15 protein-coding genes are annotated in these 15,986 nt (G+C 35.0%); 7 read left to right on the top strand and 8 right to left on the bottom strand.

The genetic code is table 11. The annotated features are described in order from the left end of the window. Positions 1-72: 72 nt before the first annotated feature. On the bottom strand, positions 73-690 hold the full coding sequence (locus KF816_04570; GenBank protein MBX3007287.1) for a threonylcarbamoyl-AMP synthase: 618 nt from the start codon (positions 688-690) through the stop codon (positions 73-75). 237 nt (positions 691-927) lie between these two features. Between KF816_04570 and KF816_04565 the strand changes: the two genes are divergently transcribed. The 7 genes from KF816_04565 to KF816_04535 all read left to right on the top strand — a co-directional run bounded on the left by KF816_04565 (position 928) and on the right by KF816_04535 (position 8,690). Then, the gene (locus KF816_04565; GenBank protein MBX3007286.1) at positions 928-1,428 is read left to right on the top strand and encodes a GNAT family N-acetyltransferase; all 501 of its coding nucleotides are present in this window, start codon (positions 928-930) and stop codon (positions 1,426-1,428) included. A gap of 139 nt (positions 1,429-1,567) precedes the next feature. Beyond that, entirely contained in the window at positions 1,568-2,440 is an 873-nt protein-coding gene (locus tag KF816_04560) for a sulfurtransferase (protein MBX3007285.1), read from the top strand. An 80-nt stretch (positions 2,441-2,520) separates the two neighbouring features. Further along, a complete protein-coding gene (gene queC / locus KF816_04555) occupies positions 2,521-3,207 on the top strand; it encodes a 7-cyano-7-deazaguanine synthase QueC (GenBank protein ID MBX3007284.1) in 687 nt (228 codons plus the stop codon). Between the two features lie 180 nt (positions 3,208-3,387). Next, a complete protein-coding gene (gene queF, locus KF816_04550) occupies positions 3,388-3,759 on the top strand; it encodes a preQ(1) synthase (GenBank protein MBX3007283.1) in 372 nt (123 codons plus the stop codon). Positions 3,760-3,774: 15 nt separating this feature from the next. Continuing rightward, positions 3,775-5,163 (top strand): tyrosine phenol-lyase, encoded by a 1,389-nt coding sequence (locus KF816_04545; GenBank protein ID MBX3007282.1) that lies wholly within the window; start codon positions 3,775-3,777, stop codon positions 5,161-5,163. A 129-nt stretch (positions 5,164-5,292) separates the two neighbouring features. Continuing rightward, positions 5,293-7,854 carry an HD domain-containing protein gene (locus tag KF816_04540; protein MBX3007281.1) on the top strand — a complete coding sequence of 854 codons (2,562 nt, stop codon included), beginning with the start codon at positions 5,293-5,295 and terminating at the stop codon, positions 7,852-7,854. 8 nt (positions 7,855-7,862) lie between these two features. Continuing rightward, complete coding sequence (locus tag KF816_04535; GenBank protein ID MBX3007280.1) at positions 7,863-8,690, top strand: glutamate racemase; 828 nt, start codon at positions 7,863-7,865, stop codon at positions 8,688-8,690. Between the two features lie 53 nt (positions 8,691-8,743). On the opposite strand, the gene KF816_04530 is transcribed toward KF816_04535, so the two are convergent. From KF816_04530 to KF816_04500, 7 genes are all read right to left on the bottom strand, one after another. Beyond that, a complete protein-coding gene (locus KF816_04530; protein MBX3007279.1) occupies positions 8,744-9,286 on the bottom strand; it encodes an NUDIX hydrolase in 543 nt (180 codons plus the stop codon). A 42-nt stretch (positions 9,287-9,328) separates the two neighbouring features. Next, complete coding sequence (locus tag KF816_04525) at positions 9,329-10,453, bottom strand: N-acetyltransferase (GenBank protein ID MBX3007278.1); 1,125 nt, start codon at positions 10,451-10,453, stop codon at positions 9,329-9,331. Between the two features lie 68 nt (positions 10,454-10,521). Beyond that, positions 10,522-11,049: a lipocalin family protein gene (locus KF816_04520; GenBank protein ID MBX3007277.1), complete on the bottom strand. Its 528-nt coding sequence runs from the start codon at positions 11,047-11,049 to the stop codon at positions 10,522-10,524. Positions 11,050-11,103: 54 nt separating this feature from the next. Further along, on the bottom strand, positions 11,104-11,445 hold the full coding sequence (locus tag KF816_04515; GenBank protein ID MBX3007276.1) for a DUF1232 domain-containing protein: 342 nt from the start codon (positions 11,443-11,445) through the stop codon (positions 11,104-11,106). 11 nt (positions 11,446-11,456) lie between these two features. Then, positions 11,457-13,490, bottom strand: coding sequence for a S9 family peptidase (locus tag KF816_04510; protein ID MBX3007275.1), 2,034 nt, complete (start codon positions 13,488-13,490; stop codon positions 11,457-11,459). Positions 13,491-13,631: 141 nt separating this feature from the next. Beyond that, the gene (gene pgl, locus KF816_04505; GenBank protein ID MBX3007274.1) at positions 13,632-14,387 is read right to left on the bottom strand and encodes a 6-phosphogluconolactonase; all 756 of its coding nucleotides are present in this window, start codon (positions 14,385-14,387) and stop codon (positions 13,632-13,634) included. After that, positions 14,362-15,882, bottom strand: coding sequence for a glucose-6-phosphate dehydrogenase (locus tag KF816_04500; protein ID MBX3007273.1), 1,521 nt, complete (start codon positions 15,880-15,882; stop codon positions 14,362-14,364). The genes pgl and KF816_04500 overlap by 26 nt, the downstream gene beginning before the upstream one ends. Between the last annotated feature and the right edge of the window lie 104 nt (positions 15,883-15,986).

Here is a 15,986-nt window from a genome sequence, read left to right as displayed (position 1 = left end):
AAAAATAGTGATTTAAATGAAGCAGCCCCGAAATTGTTTCGGGGCTACAATAAATTCTGGTACAATAAAAAGTTAAATCTGGTAAAACATGCTCACGTCCCCAGCTCCCTCACGAATAATTTCGGGATCTTCTCCGCTTAAATCTATAATACTGCTTGGATTGCCATCAAGTGCACCTGAAGCAAGCATTAAATCAACCTGATTATTAAAAATTGATTGGATCTCCAGAGGGTTAACCAGCACATCCCCTTTCCGGTTTGTAACGCTGGTGCTAATAATTGGATTGCCTAGTTCTTTGGCTAGCATTAATGCAACATTATGATCGGGGATTCTAATTCCAACAGTTTCGCGTTTGGTCCACAATTTTTTGGGAACCTCCTTTGATGCTTGAAGAACAAAAGTATAGGGACCAGGTAAAAGTTTTTTCATCATTTTATATGCGTAATCTGAAACCTTAGCATATTTAGCTATGTCTTTTAAGTCCGGACAGATGAAGCTAAATAACTTAGTTCCGGCATCCTGCTTAATCTGATATACTCTATCAAGTGCATCACGGTTAAAAATGTCGCAACCGATTCCATATACCGTGTCGGTTGGATAGATAATAACTCCCCCCTCTCTTAAAACTTCTACCGCTTTGTTGATAAAACGTATTTGTGGATTAATGGGATGAAGTTCATAATATTCCATATCAACTCCCTTTCTTGTTGTTTATTATTGAGAATTATGAAATGTTGTTTTTGAAGCTTGTCATTAGCCAGTCGGTAATAAATTCACCTTTAAACAAACTTTTTAATTTCAAATTGTCAATAGAAATCAAAATTATTTTCATTTAGTTATGCTTTAATGTCAAAGTTTTTTTTATATAATTGCAAAAGGAAATTTGTTCCGCTGGATTATTAATTGACCAAAAGGATATTGAAAAATATGAGTGACAAAGAAAATATAATAGTGATAAGAAAAGGTACCGCCAAAGATGTTTCAATTATATTAGAATTAATTAAAGCTCTTGCCGATTATGAAAAAGCTCCTCATGAGGTTATTGCCGATGAAAAATTATTAACACAAAACTTGTTTGGTGACAAACCATATGCCGAAACCTTAATTGCTGATTATGATGGTGAACCTGCCGGATTCGCACTTTTTTTTCACAATTTTTCAACTTGGGTTGGAAAACCGGGAATTTATCTCGAAGATTTATTCGTAAAACCTCATCTACGTGGAAAAGGTATCGGTAAAAAGTTGTTGATTCAGATTGCAAAAATTGCGGTTGAAAGAGATTGCGGCAGATTCGAATGGGCTGTACTCGATTGGAATGAGCCATCAATCCAGTTTTATAAAAATCTTGGCGCGAAACCAATGGATGAATGGACAATATTCCGTATGACTGAACAACAAATAAAAGTATTGGCTGATATTGTAGATTAAATAGCGTTAGTAATCACGCACTTTTTTTTACCACTCTCCGCGAATCCTTTGCGCCCTTTGCGTTAAAAAATCAATCCGCTCACTAAACAATTTTATTTAATTAACGATACTATCCTAACAAAATATCTGAATCAAGTGCATGGAAATTAAGTCATCTCATAATAAATATTTAATCGAAACCAATGAATTAAAGGAATTGCTCAATAATGAGGATATTATCCTAATTGATACTCGCGAACCTGAAGATTATGAAATTGAGCACATCCCGGGGGCAATAAATATTTACGACATATTTACTTATCTGGCAGTTAATGAAACTAATGGTTACGAAGCTCTAGCTCAACATTTTACCAAAAAATTTTCTGAAGCCGGAATTACCCAAAATAAGAGAGTTGTTATATATGAAGACGCGATGGATAATGGATATGGAAGATCGTGCCGCGGGTTATTCATCCTTTATTTCTTGGGACATAAAAATGTACAGGTTTTGCATGGCGGATTTCAAGCTTGGATAAATTGCAATTTACCAGTAACTAAAATTATTCCCCAAACGACTCCCACTGAATTTATTCCAAGTATAGATAGATCAATTATAATTACAAAAGAAGAGATGCTACGTGAAATTGAAGATTCAATAATTACAATATTGGATTGCCGTGATAGAGCCGAATGGGTGGCAATTAGCTCATCTCCCTATGGTCCCGATTTTACACCACGAAAAGGAAGAATTCCCAGGGCAACATGGATGGAATGGTACAATACGATGAAATATGAAAATCAAATCCCCTGGTTCAAATCCCCTCAAGAATTGCGTGAGTTGTTCAAATCTTACGGATTAAATGAGAAAAGTAATATTTACGTTTATTGTTTCAAGGGTGCGCGGACATCCAATACATATATGGCATTAAAAATGGCTGGATTTGAAAACGTTAAAAATTATCTCGGATCATGGAATGAATGGTCGAGAGATGAATCACTCCCTATTGAAAAAGGTTATCCTAAGCATAAATAGGATTAATGTTTATTCCCCCTAATCTTTTTTATTCTCACCCCTCTTTTTCCTATTTTTGAATTAGATTAATTAAAGAAAAAATGACAAGAAATAAAACAGCGGTAGTTGCGGTAAGTGGTGGTATGGATAGTTGTGTAACTGCCGCTATTGCAAATCAAAATTACAATTTGGCGTTTGCGCATATTAATTATGGGCAACGCACCGAAAAACGTGAGTTGAAGGCTTTTACCGATATTGCTGATTATTATAAAGTTGAGAAAAGATTGGTAATTGATTTTTCTCACTTCGCGAAAATCGGCGGTTCCTCTCTAACAGATTCAAGACTTGAAGTTACAAAGGCAGATCTTACAAATAAAGAAATTCCTTCTTCCTACGTTCCATTTAGAAACGCGAATATTTTAAGCGCGTGTACAAGCTGGGCAGAAATTTTAAATGCATCTGCAATATTTATTGGAGCTGTTTATGAAGACGCAAGCGGATATCCGGATTGCCGTCCACAGTTTTTTGAAGCTTATGAAAAAATGATAGATTTAGGAACAAAGCCGGAAACTAAAATAAAAATTGAAACACCAATAATTCATTTTTCGAAAAGTGAGATTGTAAAAAAAGGACTTGAGATTGGCGCTCCGCTTGACTTAACTTGGTCCTGCTATCAAAACGAAGATGAAGCATGCGGTGTGTGCGACAGCTGCGCTTTCCGGCTGCGTGGATTTGCCCAAGCCGGAGTTGATGATCCAATTATGTATAAAGTTAGACCGAAGTATTAATAATGGGTGCAATAATAATTACTAGTTTTTTTAATTATTAATTTTTTTTATTCAATGAATCTGAAAGAAAAACTATACCGCGAATTTATAATCGACCATGGTTAATTGACCGTCTCCTCATCTTTAAAGTAATAAGGATTGCATTAATCCAAAATTTCCATCAATAATAAAGGTTTAAATATGAGCGATAAAACTAAAATACTGGTAACTTTTCCAAACCCCAACCCGGAAAGAGATTACTCAATAATTCACTACGCTCCGGAGTTTACTTCTGTCTGTCCCGTTACCGGTCAGCCCGATTATGCCGAAATTATTCTGGAATATGTTGCCGATAAAATTTGTGTGGAATTAAAATCCTATAAGTTTTATCTCCAATCATACCGTAATGATGGGATTTACTTTGAAGCCGTAACAAATAGAATAGCTAATGATCTCATTAAAGTAATGAAGCCCCGTTATCTCAAAATAATTGCAAAGTTCAACACCCGCGGAGGAATTGCGTCCGATATTATAGTTGAACATAAAAAGAAATCTTTAAAAGCTAAACGCTAATAAACAGGAGATGTTATGGCAAAAAAATTAATAAAAAGAAGCTGGGCCGAGCCATTCAAAATTAAAATGGTTGAGCCAATAAAAATGACTACTCTCGAACAAAGACAGAAAGCCGCGAAAGAAGCAGGTTACAATACATTCTTATTAAAATCGGAAGATGTTTATATTGATTTATTAACCGACAGCGGTACAAATGCTATGAGTGATTATCAATGGGCAGGAATGATGCTTGGCGATGAAGCTTATGCAGGAAGCAAAAACTTTTACACACTCTGGGATAATGTTAAAAAATATTATGGTATGCCCTACTTCGTACCTACACATCAAGGGCGCGCCGCTGAACATATGATTTCTAAAATCATGATTAAGCCTGGCGATTTTATTCCCGGTAATATGTACTTCACTACTACCAGACTCCATCAAGAACTTGCGGGCGCAACCTTTGTGGATGTAATTGTTGATGAAGCTCATGATCCTCAAAATCACTATCCATTTAAAGGAAACATTGATCTGAACAAACTTGAAGCGTTAATTAAACAGGTTGGCGCAAAAAAAATTCCTTATGTAAGTATGGCAGGCCCGGTGAATATGGCCGGTGGTCAACCTTTCTCAATGGAAAACTTAAAGGATGTTTACAAGCTAACCCAAAAATATGGCGTTAAACTATGGTTCGACGCGACACGCGCGACCGAAAATGCCTACTTCATTAAAATGAAGGAAAAAGGATATTCCACAAAAAGTATTGCAAGCATTCTTAAAGAAATGTGCTCCTATTTTGATGGACTTTGGGTTTCCGCAAAAAAAGATTTAATGGTTAACATTGGCGGATTTTTAGCTACAAGAAATAAAAAAGTTTATGAAGAAGCCCGCAATATGGTTGTGGTTTATGAGGGTCTTCATACTTATGGCGGATTAGCCGGGCGAGATATGGAAGCTATGGCTCGCGGTATTGAGGAAATGGTTCAGTTCGATAATGTTAAAGCTCGTATCGGTCAAGTTGAGTATTGCGGTAAACAGCTGGAGAAATATAATATTCCAATAGTTCAGCCTTACGGAGGACACGCAATATTTCTCGACGCAAAAAGATTTTTACCTCATCTAAAACAAGATTTATTCCCGGCTCAAACACTCGCTTCCGAAATTTATATCGACAGCGGAGTTCGTGGTATGGAGAGAGGAATTGTATCTTCAGGACGCGATCCCAAAACCGGTAAAAATCGTTATCCTAAACTTGAACTTGTACGTTTAACTTTCCCAAGAAGAGTTTACACTCAAGCTCATATCGACGTAACGGTTGAATCTATTGCCGAAGTGTTCGCAAATCGTAAATCAATTAAAGGACTTAAAATGGTTTATGAGCCAAAATACTTGAGATTTTTCCAGGCAAGATTTGCTAAATTGTAGTCGCAATTTTTGACTACTTGATTTATCGATTATAAGTTAATTGTCAGAATGCCGGACTTGCTCCGGCATCTGCTTATCGGGAATTGCAAAAAGTATTTATTACCTAATTATTTTGAAGGCATTCAATCAATGGATGTGGAACCTCTGAAAATAAAAGAAGAATTTATTCAAGCCAAAAATCAAATTTTTGGCGATGAAGAACTTTTAAAAAATTCTCTTCAATTTAGTATTAAGTATAGTCTGCTTGTTGAAGAATATGTTCAGACCGTCCTAAAAGGTAAAAAATTAGATTTTGCGATTGCCTCTGTTGGCAGCTTTAGTAGAAGAGAACTATCCCCGTATTCAGATATAGATATGATGTTCATTTCTGAAAAAGTTAAAAATGATGAAAAGCTGATTAAAGAATGTGTTACAATGTTATGGGATGCAGGTATTGAAGCTTCTCACACCGTGAGAGAGTATTCTGATATAAAAAGATTTCTTGAAGAAGATTTACAAGCCTTCACACAATTTTTTGAAACCCGATTTATACAAGGCAACGAAAAAATTTACTGGCAGTGGAATAAAAAAGTTTTTGATTCTTTAAATGATAAACACAAAAACCGATTATTACAGGAATATTTTTCAGATACAAAAGCACGCCATCAAAAGTATGGCGATTCAGCAAAAGTATTAGAGCCAAATATAAAATTTACCGCTGGCGGATTGCGTGATCTTCAAATTATTGAATGGATTTACGCTATTAAAAATGGGATGATATTAAATAATCAAGAGGAAATTTCTCAAACGCAATTTTTCCTTAATCAAATAAAACAGGATGGAATTGTAATTCCTAGAGCGGCAGCGCGGTTGCTTGATAGTTATGAGACATTATTATTCGCAAGAAATCATGTGCATCTACTATCAAAACATAAAAACGATAGGTTAGAATATTCATTTCAGGAAAAGATTGGGCACTTTTGTGGATATGCTGGAAACAACTGGCAGAATTTCATGAAGAAGTATTTTGAAGCGGCGAATATAATTAAGCGTTTTTCCGGTACCATGCTCAAGAGATTTGAGGAAGAAGTTGATTCAAAAATTTCTGATATCCTCACAATTGATCTTGATGACGATTTCTCGATGAAAAATTCAATTATAAGTTACAAAGGTAAAGATGACCTTAATTTATCCACAATTCTAAGAGCTTTTTATTATCGAGGATTGCACGATGCACGTTTAGACGAGACTCTACGTTCTGCGATAATTGAGAAAGTAATCGACATTGAGGAAGAACATACAGTTGAACATACTTCTTCGGTATTCTTTCGTGAGATTTTACGTTTACCAAGAAATGTTGGTAAAACATTAATGGTTATGAATGAATTAAATGTGCTTAGCGCGTTTATGAAGGAGTGGAAAGATTTAATAGGATTTTTTCAGCCTGGTGTTTATCATTGTTATACGGCAGATGAGCATACTTTAATTGCTCTAAATAACCTTGAAAAATTGTCGGGGCAAAATAATGTTCTCGGTAAATTGTTCGATCAGATCAAGGAGAAAGATGTACTTTTTCTCTCGGTTTTGTTTCATGATATTGCAAAACCAATTAGTATTTCAGGTCACGAAATTATTGGCGGTGAAATTGCGAATACCATAATGGAACGGCTTGGCTACGGTTTCGAAGAAATTGAAAAAGTTCAGTTTTTAGTTCACCACCATTTAACAATGGAACAGGTCGCATTTCGCAGAAATCTCAATGATCCTTCTACACTTAATAATTTTGCGTCAATATTTCCCGATTCTAATCACTTAGATCTTTTGTATCTGTTGACCTACTCCGATTTGTCGGCTGTTTCACAAGTAGTATGGACTCAATGGAAGAGCGAGTTATTAAATGAACTCTACCGCAAAACTAAATCGATGCTTGAAGACAGAATAACCGGGCAAGAATTATTATCATCCAATATTCAAGAAATAATCAGCGGTTCAGAAATTTATTCCGAGAATGTTTTTCGCGAGCATATCGAGTCAATTAATGATCTAGGTTATCTTCATCATTTTACACCGGAAGAGATTAACCAGCACATCGATGAGATCGAAAAAGGAACGCCAATCTCAGTATTATTTAAAGAAGATGGCGATTTTACCTCTGTAACAGTTATAACGCGGGATTCTGATGCATTGCTTTCAAAATTGTGCGGCGCTCTAGCAATTAATGATTTGAATATTCATGACGCTAAAATTTTTACACGCAAAGATGGAATAGTAATAGATAGTTTTAATGTAACCGATTTTAGAAGCGGTGGTAATGTTAGCAAAGAAAGATTTGGTAAAATAGAAAGGGATTTAGCATTGGCGGTAGCTAATGAACTGCAGATGATTAATGAGTTTAATAAAATAAAATCTAAATGGTGGCGGCTTGAAAACAAGCTGTTCAAACGTAAAGGTAAAATAAAAATTGTATTTGAGAAACATGAAAAATATACAATTATTGATGTGTACTCACCAGATAGACTCGGGCTTCTCTATCAAGTCACAAAAAAAATGCACGATGTAGGTTTAACAATCTATTTCGCGAAAATTAATACTAAAGCTGATGATGTAGTAGATTCTTTCTACACACTAGATAGAAACGGGAAAAAAATATCCCGAAATGATTTTCAGCTGATCACTCACGAATTAACTCAAACAATTGAAGAAATGTTATAGGTGACAAATTGAATTTTATGAACAAAACAAATCCAATAGGGTTTTTTGATTCCGGAATTGGCGGATTGACTGTTGTAAAATCTTTTTTAAGAACCATGCCGAATGAAAATTTGGTTTATTTTGGAGATACAGCCCGCGTTCCTTACGGTAGTAAATCCAATGATACTGTAATTGAATACTCACTTCAAGCTGCTAATTTTTTATTAAGAAAAAATATTAAACTGCTTGTTGTGGCGTGTAATACAGCTTCCTCTGTTGCTCTAACAGAATTGAGAAAATTTTTAACAATTCCAGTTATTGGCATGATTGAACCGGGGGCCAAATTAGCTCTTATGGAAACGAGGAATAAAAAGATTGGTGTTATTGGTACGAACGCAACAATCAACAACAAAGCATATTCGCATGAATTAAAAAAACTAAATCCAAAATTAAAAGTGTTTGAAAAAGCATGTCCGTTATTTGTACCGCTTGCTGAAGAAGGATGGACAGATCATAAAGCTACAGAACTTATTGCAAAGGAATATTTGTCTGAATTCAAAGAGAAAGATATCGACACACTGATCTTAGGGTGTACCCATTATCCAATACTATCGGATATAATTCAAAAGGTTGTTGGTAAAAAAGTAAATTTAGTTGATAGCGGAACTCCATCAGCCCGGTTAGTAGAAGATTATCTGAACGGGAGAGGAATAAGAAATCAATCAGTGCACCATGGTCAAAGTGAGTTTTATGTAAGTGATATGCCCACAAAATTCCGAGATATAGCGGAAAAGTTTTTAGGAAAAAAGATTTCCCAGCTTCATAAAGTGGAATTAGAAGAATTAACTAACGAGTAAAAGTAAAATCAGTTTCTATCCAAAAATAGAAATCAAGCTTTTACTCATCGTCACTATATGTTTAGCTCTTTATTCAATCTGTAATAATGAATACCGCAGATTGTTTTTGCATCAACAATTTCTCCGGAAAGGATTTTTGCATCAACTTCTTCGAGAGTCATTTCAAATATTTCCATTTCTTCTTCTCCCTCCTCTCTTGCGTGATTACCCGCAATTAAATCTTTCGCGAGATAAATATGAAGCACTTCATCGCAAAAACCAGGTGTGGTAAATATTTTCCCGAGCTTAATAACATTATTGGATGTATATCCGGTTTCCTCTGTCAACTCTCGAGAGGCGCATAAAAGCGGGTCTTCCCCTTTTTCCAATTTACCCGCCGGAAGTTCTATTAAAATTTGATTGTGTGGATATCGGTACTGAGATACAAGTATAATCTTTCCCTCTTTTGTTACCGGAACAACAACAGCTCCACCCGGGTGAAGAGCAACTTGCCTTATAGCTTTGTTACCGGTACCGTTATATTCAATTTCATCAACAATAACATCAAAAACTTTACCGTCGAAAATTTTATTTCTTGTTTTGACTTTAAAATTCATTACTGCCTCAATTATTTGTTTGAATGGATTATTTAAATCCAGTTAGATAAGTGATTTTTTATAGCAACGTCTTCTTTTATGGAGCCGTGATTCGAAGAAACGCCATTGAGCTTGAATTTTCGAATTCTCCTCAAGTTCACGGTTTGTTTCAACGCGGGTAATTTTATTTTTTATAAACACATGATTTATTTCGCAAATAATCATAGCGTTTACACCTTTATTCTGGTATTCCGGACGAACAGCAGTCAAATATAGATCAGCCGCCGGATTATTTTTCATAGCACGTAAAATATGTAGGAACCCTAGCGGGAATAATCGTCCTTTCGCTTTCTGTATTGCCCGCGATATAGAGGGCATCGTTATTCCAAAACCAACTAATTTCTTGTTTTTATCTAAGATGATTGGAACGAATCCCGGTTTTATAAAATCGAAGTATTGTTTTACATATACATCAATTTGCTTGTCCGTGAGTTCAACAAATCCAAACAAATCTTTATATGCCTCATTTATCAAATAAAAAATATCTCTGGCATAAGGAAGCATCTCTTTAGTTTTATTTACACGTAAATAGTGGAGATTGTATCTCTCGGCTACTGTCTTGGCTAATCTCGCAATTTTCTCGGGTACAGTATCATTTAGAGTAACAACATACTCTACCCAATCGGTATCTTTAATAAAATTATTCTTTTCAATATGATACTTATAGTAGGGATAATTATAAATAGAGCCAAATGTAGCTAATTCATCAAAGCCTTCGATGAGCATTCCTTCACCGTCAAAATCTGTAAAACCAAGTGGACCATGAATCTCATTCATGCCGCTTGCTATCCCCCATTCTTGAACTTTAGTTAATAATAATGCTGAGACTTCATTATCATCAATAAAATCGAACCAGCCAAAACGGACTAGTTTTTTTCCCCACTTCTCATTGTATTTATAATTTATTATGCCGGCGATTCTACCTACAATTTTATTCTCCCTATATGCAAGCCAGTATTTTGCATCGCAGAACTCAAAGGCGGGATTTTTTTTTCGCAAAAGAGTATGCAGCTCATCTAATATAAGCGGTGGTACCCAGTTTTCATTTTTACTATACAGCAAAAAAGGAAATTTTATAAAGCTCAATAATTCGGTCCTGGTTACAACTTCTTTTATAATAATATTCATAATTTCCTTTTGGGGTATGCTGAAGCAGCAACATAAACTGCTTTTGAGTAACAGAGAAAGAAAAATAATTAATCGTTACAACCTTGTTTGGTAACTTCCAGTTTGGTCATATCGAAGCCCTTGGAACTGGCATTATCAATCAGCTTTTGAAATAATTTATCATCCATCTTCGGGATTCGAGAAAGAATCCACAAATATTTTCTACTTGGTGTTCCCACCACAGCGTATTGGTAATTTTCTTCATCAAGATCAATAACCCAATAATCTCCTCTAAATGGCCAAAAAAATTGAACGCGCAATTTTGCATTGTTGCTTCCTTCCACTACAAATGCTTTTCCTTCAGCGTCATCAATTTCTCCCTCTTTCAAACACTTGTTAATAACTTTTAATGTGGTTGAATCTATTAACTGATATTCAGCTGATGTGCATTCACAACCGGTTTGCTGTTTGAATGGAAGGCGTGCTATTTCATACCATTTACCGAGATATCTGTTAACATCAACTTTATCCACAACATCCAATGGTGGATAATTTGTTGAAGAACATCCAACAGTTATTAAAATTACCATCAATAATAAATAATTAAGCCGACTCATATTTTTCCTCACTCAATTGGCTCTACATCTCTAACGTAAATCACAAACACTCACTTAATTATCATAATAAGGTGTAAGTTGATTTCCCATAAACTTAATTACGGCCGTAATAACACCGAGATCATCCAAATAACCAATCAATGGTGCAAGATCGGGTACAGCGTCAATTGGACTTATAAAATATACCAATGCCGCTATAACAATAGATTTACGGTACCAAGGTACATATCTATCTTTCATGAATCTAAATAAAGCCTTCGCATCTTTTGCAAACCGGATTTTACTTCCAACTTTTTCCAGTTTTGGCCATAATTTATCTTCAACAAATTTTGAACCTTCCTCAACTTTTTGTTCGGTTCCAAATTGATCTTCTAAATTTTCAAATTCGTAATTCATAATCACCCCATCTATTTTTTAAATTGATCAAACCAATCAAAAATGGTGTTCCACCATAATTTTGCGTTTTGAGGTTTTGTGACAAAATGAGTTTCATCTGGATAGTATAAAAATTTACTAGGTACATTCATTCGTTGTAAAGTGGTAAATAATTCAAATGCCTGCCCTTCTGGTACTCTAAAATCATATGCGCCATGAATAACCAAAGTTGGGGTTTTAAAATTCTTGGCATATCTATGGGGAGAAAATTTTTCATACAATTTTCTATTTTGCCAAGGAGTACCTTTATTCTCCCATTCAGGGAACCATAATTCTTCAGTAGCTCCATACATGCTTTCCAAATTAAAAACTGATGCATGTGCAACTAAAGCATTAAATTTGGTATTGTTGGCAAGAATCCAATTTACCATATAACCACCATATGACCCACCGGCGGCAAATGTATTTTTAGCATCAATAAACTTGTAGGATTTAATTGCATTATCGTAAGTGCTCATTAAATCAACATAAACTTTTCCACCCCAATCACCCGAAATTTCATCTGTGAATTTTTGTCCGAAACCGGTGCTGCCTCGTGGATTTGGAGCAACAACCACATATCCTTTTGATGCGAATAATTGCATATTCCAGCGGTAATGGAATTGATCTGACCAGTTACCCTGAGGACCGCCATGAATTAAAAAAATCATCGGGTATTTCTTAGCAGCATCAAAAAATGGAGGTTTAACTATTATAGATTGAACATTCACTCCCCCTGCACCTTTACTCCAGAAAGTATCGAACTCGCCAAACTGAAGCTGTGCTAATAACTCTGGATTTGTGTTTGTAATTTGGGTTAATCCAGTACCATCATTTTTAATTGAAAAGATTTCTGTGGGTAGAATGGATTGCTGACGTTTGAAGAATATTTTAGTACCATCAGCGTTAATTGTCAATTCTGAGTTATGTCCATCTTTAACGAGTAAAGTGTTCTCACCTGTAGCTAGGTTAAATTTATAAATTGAGTGGAATGATTCTCTATCAGCATCAAAGTAAATAAATTTTGCATCGGGGGACCATAATATTTGTCCTATCGAGATATCTAATTTATTGGTAACATTTTTCAGTTCACCCGTTTCACGATTATATATCATTAACGATTGTTTATCGGCCTCAAATCCTGCTCTAGCCATTGAACAAAAAGCTATATACTTACCGTCTGGCGAATAAACCGGTTGATTATCATTTCCCTTGCTAGTAGAAATTTGTTTGAAATTAGTTTTACCGTTTTTGTTGATGTCTGAAACTCTTAAAATGAAGATATCGTTGTTTGTGCTGGTCGCGAGCATCTTATCAGTATTCATTGTAAAAGCGATCTCTTCCCCATCAGGAGAAAGTGAATAATCATTAGCACTACCGAGAGCGATCGGAGGCACATCAAAATTACTAGTGAGTGTTACATCAAAATATTCTTTTGTTCCATAATTCATCCAATAAAGATGTGATCTTTTATCGCCGCGCCAATCATTCCAATGGCGGTACATTAATTCAGTAAAAATTTTAGCTTTAATTTTTGACTCTTCGGCTTCTTCATCACGCTTTTTATTACATTCTTGAGTTAAACAATCGGGATAAACAGAAGAAATAAATAATAATCCTCTTCCATCTTTAGCCCATGCTATTCCCGAAGCTCCCGTATATAAATCGGTAAGTTTTGATGCGTTATTCCCATTAGGATCAGCAATCCAAATTTGACCTCCGGTTTCATAGGTAATTTTCATTCCATTCGGAGAAAATTTTGGAGATGATTCATTGGCATCACTATTTTTTATTGGTTTTAGATTTTTTCCGTCAGAGTCAATCATCCAGATATCAGAATTACCCTTATTAGATTTCATATCGTAAGTGGAAACAGAAAAAACAATCTTTTTCCCATCGGGAGAAAGATCATATCCCCCAATTCTTTTCATCGACCACATATCTTCAACCGTCATCGCTCTTTTTGTCTGCGCGTTTATCTGCAGAGAGAATGATATAATTATTAAACTTAGAATAAACTTTTTCATTACTACCTCGAATGAATTAATAATTTTGATTCTAAATTATAAAAAGCATTGGGGAAATAAAATAGAATAAAACATGATAGCAGGTGATAATTACAATTTTTAAGACCGCAAACGGGATAATTATCGTAGAGCAAATGTTCTCTAAGCTTGAATTAAATTGAAGCCATCTAACCCAGCAGAGGCCGGTTTATCCATAAGCCAGATTAATTTTCCAATATTGGGATTAATGTATGATGCTGGATATTTTGAATAATCACCGGTTTTGGACAATATATCTGAAACAACTTTTTGTTTTGAAACGCCAGTGACAAGAAAAAGTATCGTCCTACTGTTATTAATCAATTTACCGGTTAGAGTAATTCTTTTTTGCATTGAAATAGGATGTTCGGCAACTTCACAAATTTCCTCTGATTTCAATATACTAATCTGCTCAGGAAAAATAGATGCGGTATGTCCATCCTCCCCTAATCCAAGAAACACTATATCAAATGAAAAAGAATCAACATTATAACTCACATTATCTTTTATAATATTAGAATATCTTTCAGCTTCGTAATAAGGTTCATTCTCCCCAAAAATTCGGAAGATATTTTCTCTCGGTACATTTACTTTCTTGAATAGAAAATCATTAGCAAGTTTATAATTACTCTGATCATCATCTGGGGGGACGCATCTCTCATCAACCCAAAAAAAGTTAATCTTTTCCCAATCGATTTTAGATGAAAAATTTTCAGATAAATAAACAAACATCGACAACGGAGTCGATCCGCCGGAAAGAGCAATATTCAATTTTGATTTGCACGATAACTCTGAGATCACGAGTTGACCAATATATTCTGACAGTTCATTGATACTTTCTTTTATTACTATTTCAGAGTTCACAATAAACTCCATCATCCGACAGATTTTTACATGGGTAACGCCAAGTCATATTTTCCCCATCAATCATATCATCGACATGCTCTGGTCCCCAACTACCTGCGGGATATCCAAAAAGCGGAATTGATTTGTCATTCTTCCATGAATTAATAATCGGTTGTAAAAACTTCCAAGCTGCCAGTACTTCATCAGTTCGTGAAAAAAGAGTTGAATCCCCTCTCATTGAATCATAGATCAACCGCTCATATGCCGATGGAATTCTATGTGTAGTTAAATCTGAGTAATGGAAATCCATATTCACCGAATGAACATCGAAACCTGCACCCGGAATTTTCATACCAAATTTTAATAATATACCTTCATCAGGTTGAATTCTAATGACCAACTGATTGCATGAATTTACAGATTTATCCTTGCTGAAAAGAAAATGGGGAGTTTGTTTAAAATGAATTACAATTTCCGAAACCCGGGTCGGGAGTCTCTTGCCTGTTCTAACATAAAAAGGAATTCCACCCCACCGCCAATTATCGATATAAAATTTAATCGCGGCAAAGGTTTCTGTTGTTGAATTACTAGCTACTCCCTTTTCCTCACGGTAACCCGATACACTTTCTCCTTTTATTTTTGAGGATATGTATTGACCTCGAATAGCGAAATGTTTCACCTCTTCCTCTTTTATTTCTCTAAATGACTGAAATACTTTAAGAATTTCATTTCTAATAGAAATTGGTTCAAGAGATGATGGTGGCTCCATCGCTACGAGTCCCACAACTTGAAGCAAATGATTCTGAACCATATCTCGAAGAGCGCCTGAGGAATCATAGTAACCGCCACGGTCTTCAACACCAATACTTTCGGCGGATGTAATTTCAATATGATGAATATAATTTCTATTCCAGAGTGGTTCAAAAATTCCATTTGAAAAGCGGGTAACCAATAAGTTTTGAACCGTTTCCTTTCCAAGATAGTGATCTATCCTAAAAATCTGTTCTTCCTCCCAACTTTGTTTTAAATCATTTTTGAGTTTGAGTGCTGATTCATAATCATAACCAAAAGGTTTTTCGATGATCAATCTTTTCCATCCATTTACATTTTTGTTGAGACCATATTGAGCAAGATTATTAGGGATAATCGAATAAAGATTTGGAGGTGTTGACAAGTAATAAATAATATTTCCACTAAGTTGTTTTTCTTTATCCAATTCTTGAATTCTTTTTTTAAGAATGCCAAAATCATCGGCATTTTCCGAATCAATAGGTTGATAGAATAGAAGTTCAAGGAAACTATCTATAAATGATAAATCATCAATCTCTTTAAAGTGGGTTAATGATACTCTCATTTTATCTCTAAATTCATGATCCGAAAAAGAACTTCTTGAAACCCCAAGCAGCGCAAATTTTTCTGGCAATAGTTTTTGAACATAGAGGGAGTAGAGAGCGGGCACAAGCTTTCGTCTTGTTAAATCGCCTGATGCACCGAAAATCATGAATAGATGGTTTTCTGGTTTTATCATTATAACACTAAATTTTTAATTTAACTGTATACAATTTATAAATGATTTCATTAGTAAAATAGTTCATCTCACTAATTATCAGGAACCATAATCGATTACATTGT

Source organism: Melioribacteraceae bacterium (assembly GCA_019638015.1).
Lineage (GTDB): Bacteria > Bacteroidota > Ignavibacteria > Ignavibacteriales > Melioribacteraceae > JAHBUP01.
This window is presented reverse-complemented; position numbering and strand designations above follow the sequence as displayed.

Bases quoted from the DNA above. Each gene is read 5' to 3' on its own strand.
- KF816_04570 (MBX3007287.1), bottom strand. From the start codon at position 690: ATGGAATATTATGAACTTCATCCCATTAATCCACAAATACGTTTTATC.
- KF816_04565 (MBX3007286.1), top strand. From the start codon at position 928: ATGAGTGACAAAGAAAATATAATAGTGATAAGAAAAGGTACCGCCAAA.
- KF816_04560 (MBX3007285.1), top strand. From the start codon at position 1,568: ATGGAAATTAAGTCATCTCATAATAAATATTTAATCGAAACCAATGAA.
- queC (MBX3007284.1), top strand. From the start codon at position 2,521: ATGACAAGAAATAAAACAGCGGTAGTTGCGGTAAGTGGTGGTATGGAT.
- queF (MBX3007283.1), top strand. From the start codon at position 3,388: ATGAGCGATAAAACTAAAATACTGGTAACTTTTCCAAACCCCAACCCG.
- KF816_04545 (MBX3007282.1), top strand. From the start codon at position 3,775: ATGGCAAAAAAATTAATAAAAAGAAGCTGGGCCGAGCCATTCAAAATT.
- KF816_04540 (MBX3007281.1), top strand. From the start codon at position 5,293: ATGGATGTGGAACCTCTGAAAATAAAAGAAGAATTTATTCAAGCCAAA.
- KF816_04530 (MBX3007279.1), bottom strand. From the start codon at position 9,286: ATGAATTTTAAAGTCAAAACAAGAAATAAAATTTTCGACGGTAAAGTT.
- KF816_04525 (MBX3007278.1), bottom strand. From the start codon at position 10,453: ATGAATATTATTATAAAAGAAGTTGTAACCAGGACCGAATTATTGAGC.
- KF816_04520 (MBX3007277.1), bottom strand. From the start codon at position 11,049: ATGAGTCGGCTTAATTATTTATTATTGATGGTAATTTTAATAACTGTT.
- KF816_04515 (MBX3007276.1), bottom strand. From the start codon at position 11,445: ATGAATTACGAATTTGAAAATTTAGAAGATCAATTTGGAACCGAACAA.
- KF816_04510 (MBX3007275.1), bottom strand. From the start codon at position 13,490: ATGAAAAAGTTTATTCTAAGTTTAATAATTATATCATTCTCTCTGCAG.
- pgl (MBX3007274.1), bottom strand. From the start codon at position 14,387: ATGATGGAGTTTATTGTGAACTCTGAAATAGTAATAAAAGAAAGTATC.
- KF816_04500 (MBX3007273.1), bottom strand. From the start codon at position 15,882: ATGATAAAACCAGAAAACCATCTATTCATGATTTTCGGTGCATCAGGC.